Raw genomic sequence first — 2,899 nt, 5'->3', positions numbered from 1 at the left:
GACCGACCCCGCGCCACCCTGGGCTACCTCACACCACGAGAAGTATTCACCAAACTACTCAACGACAATGTTGCTACCACCGCTTGACACCAAGCTCTCGTGGAGCGGACCACCAACTACACCATGCTCGTGCACCTGCCGGACGGGTACAAGGCCGAGCAGATGCGTGATGCGTTGACCGCTAAGATCAAGACGCTCCCCGACGCGCTGCGACATTCGCTGACCTGGTACCAGGGCATTGAGATGCAGGACTGGAAGACCGTGAAGGTCGATACCGGCATCGACATCTACTTCTGCGACCCGCACTCTCCGTGGCAGCGAGGCATCAACGAGAACACCAACGGTCTGTTACGGCAGTACTTCCCCAAAGGCTCCGACCTGAGTATCCACAGCGCCGCAGACCTCGACTGGGTCGCCGCCGAACTCAACGACCGGCCACGCAAACGATTAGAGTTCAGGAAGCCGATCGAACTGATCGAAGGACTCCTGTTGCAATGACCGCTTGAATCCGCCGAACCCTCAACGAGACGCACGCTCGCACGTCGGCGCCATAGTTCCAGGAAAGCAATCGCGCTAACGTCCTGGGCGCCCTCACCGTCTTGCAGCATCCGGAAAGCGTGACGGAACACGCGATGACGGTGCCGATCAAACAGCACGCCAAAGGCCTCCCCATCACCGGCGAGGCTATCCACCCAGAGAGCGGAATCGAGAGCATGAAGTTTCCCCATACCCTGAAATGTCCGGGAACGACCAAAAAGTTTCACCCTGGTGACACCTTCAACAATGAATCGATGACGACATACATTCCGCTGCATACTCGTGCACCATGGGCATCGCTAGCTATGACTCTTTGGTTATGGCGGGTTTCCAAATTGGAATTGGCTTCACCCGGGGTATGGACGGATCGGGAAAGAGGTGTCCCGATTCGCCAAGAGTCAGCATGTCGCGAGGATGCACCATCGCGTGCATCCTGACCGCCGAAGCTTAAGGCTTTGTGGGAACGTCCGATCTTACTTTCATTTCGGCTTCCGCTGGCGCGTCTTCCCCTGAAATCACCGTAATTTCTTCAGTTGTACCCTCATATTGGGGCAGCCCGTCCTCACTTGGGTGGCCACAAAACACGGCTATCGAAAATACTCCGGGTGGAAGCGACAAGGGTGTGGGCGCTGCTGGATTAATAGGAGGAGCGTCCTCCTGGGAGAAGGAGTTGGGGCCGGAGATGTACTTTCTTACCGAGGCGCAGCTATATTCGGATGTCCGGGGAAGCTCACTGAATTTTTCTCCGGATTCGGTTACGAGACTGACCACGATGGCGCCTCGGGTCTGATCTATGGAGGAACTGGATGGCTCGCCGCCGCTATCTGGCAGAGGGTTCCCGCAGGCTGTCAAAATCATGGTTGCGGTGACAATCCACAACGCGGGTGCCATTCTCTTCTTCAATTTGAGTCCTATCAGTAGGTATTGAGATAAGAACGAACGGAATCTATGAGACGGATTCCGTGGTTGGCGGATGTTTCTGAGCCGATTCCACCGTATATAATTCCGTAAGTGTGAATCGCAATAGCACAAATTCCGACTCCCGATGCGCAAGTTCGATAAACGGGCGAACCACTCTGGCCGGCAGTGGTATCCATCCGGTAGAACACCTGCTTGACGCCGAGCTCGTAGAGGGGGCCTGTGTGGGTCCACATTGTTGCAAATGGCTTCTCAGCGGGATAGCCCCGAACCGTAGCGTTCTCAAGACTTTGGGTGACGGCTAGTGTGAATACTCCGACGGTGTTCCCAATATTGCAGTTTAACTTGAGCTTGCCGTAGTCCTGGGTTAGGTCGTTATTGTTGATCCATCCCGAGGAGACATATCTCGCGGCTACGGTGCAGGAGCCGTAGGGAGCGCCGCTCCCATTCTTTCCCGGTGTGACCAAACCGGGGGTCTTCCATGCCCCATCTTTGTACAGACAATGGCCCGCTGTCGCGACCATATTTGGGGCGTACAAATAACCAGTGCATCCATTGAAGTGCACGATCCTGCTTGACGGGGCAAAGGCGGTTGCTGTGACTTGTGTTCTGTCGTCATATCCAATAACACTGTCGATAGAGAACCCGGGTCCTTTGGACTCTGTTGACCAAGGAACTCTAGATTCTTGGAGAACGTTCGGACCAGCGTCGGTAATGTCTCCTGTGCCCTCACCTAAAGTTTCCTTGAGCTCTTCGCTCTCGAAAGCCTCTTTATGGAAGACCCCCAAGTCTCCATCAGGACTTACTCCCAGATCGTAAGGTTTACCATCCTCGCCAACCCCATATCCGCAAGCCCAGCCTTCAACCGTTTTACCCGTCCTAGTTGTTGTTCCTTGACTGCGAATTTCATCCGAAATATCGCACCCAGCGGCGGGAAATACCTCTTTTGGATCTTCTGTCGAAGTTGCCGGCGAAGCATTTAGTCCCACTGCGCTCACCGCAAGAACCATGACTAGGACAGCTCGACTGAAGATTTTTTTGCGCATATTCCCCCTGATTTGATGTCCGCCTACGTTCGTCGAGTTGCCAGCGCCAAACGATAGATGAATGTCAGTTTCCTCGTACTGCCTCTAACTGTCAATGATTCCACCCATTAGATTTGGGCAAGACAAGCCTGATCCACCCCGATTTATTCAGATATTTCATTTCTTGAGGATTTTTGCACAGTCTATTTGAGGCGCTGCTGGCTACGTGACTTCTCAGCGCAGCAGCGATTCTTGATGGTCTATCCGCTCTGCTTATGGGGCGCCAGTCGGCCCGGTTCTTGTGGAATCGGGCCGTATTGCAGCCTAGCCCGGAGTTTTCATCGTGATTGGGCTGAGCGTGCGTGGTTAACAGGTGAAAGGTGCTCCTGACGTGGGAAAATGTAGTTACCACACAACAT

Annotated in this window: 1 protein-coding gene and 2 pseudogenes; 1 reads left to right on the top strand and 2 read right to left on the bottom strand. The window is 54.2% G+C overall.

Features of this window, described 5'->3' with window-relative positions:
• Positions 1–96 precede the first annotated feature (96 nt).
• Positions 97–498 (top strand): annotated as a pseudogene (locus tag IWX62_RS16060) (IS30 family transposase); the annotation flags it as partial.
• A 44-nt stretch (positions 499–542) separates the two neighbouring features.
• Here the strand turns inward: IWX62_RS16060 and IWX62_RS16055 are convergent.
• Both IWX62_RS16055 and IWX62_RS16050 read right to left on the bottom strand, forming a co-directional pair.
• Positions 543–728, bottom strand: a pseudogene (locus tag IWX62_RS16055) (sigma factor); the annotation flags it as partial.
• A 723-nt stretch (positions 729–1,451) separates the two neighbouring features.
• The gene (locus IWX62_RS16050) at positions 1,452–2,501 is read right to left on the bottom strand and encodes a trypsin-like serine peptidase (RefSeq protein ID WP_196842414.1); all 1,050 of its coding nucleotides are present in this window, start codon (positions 2,499–2,501) and stop codon (positions 1,452–1,454) included.
• Positions 2,502–2,899 lie beyond the last annotated feature (398 nt).

The sequence above is a fragment of the Arthrobacter sp. CAN_A1 genome (assembly GCF_015751665.1).
Lineage (GTDB): Bacteria > Actinomycetota > Actinomycetes > Actinomycetales > Micrococcaceae > Arthrobacter_D.
The sequence above is the reverse complement of the archived record's forward strand: the minus strand, read 5'-3'. Positions and strand labels throughout refer to the sequence as shown.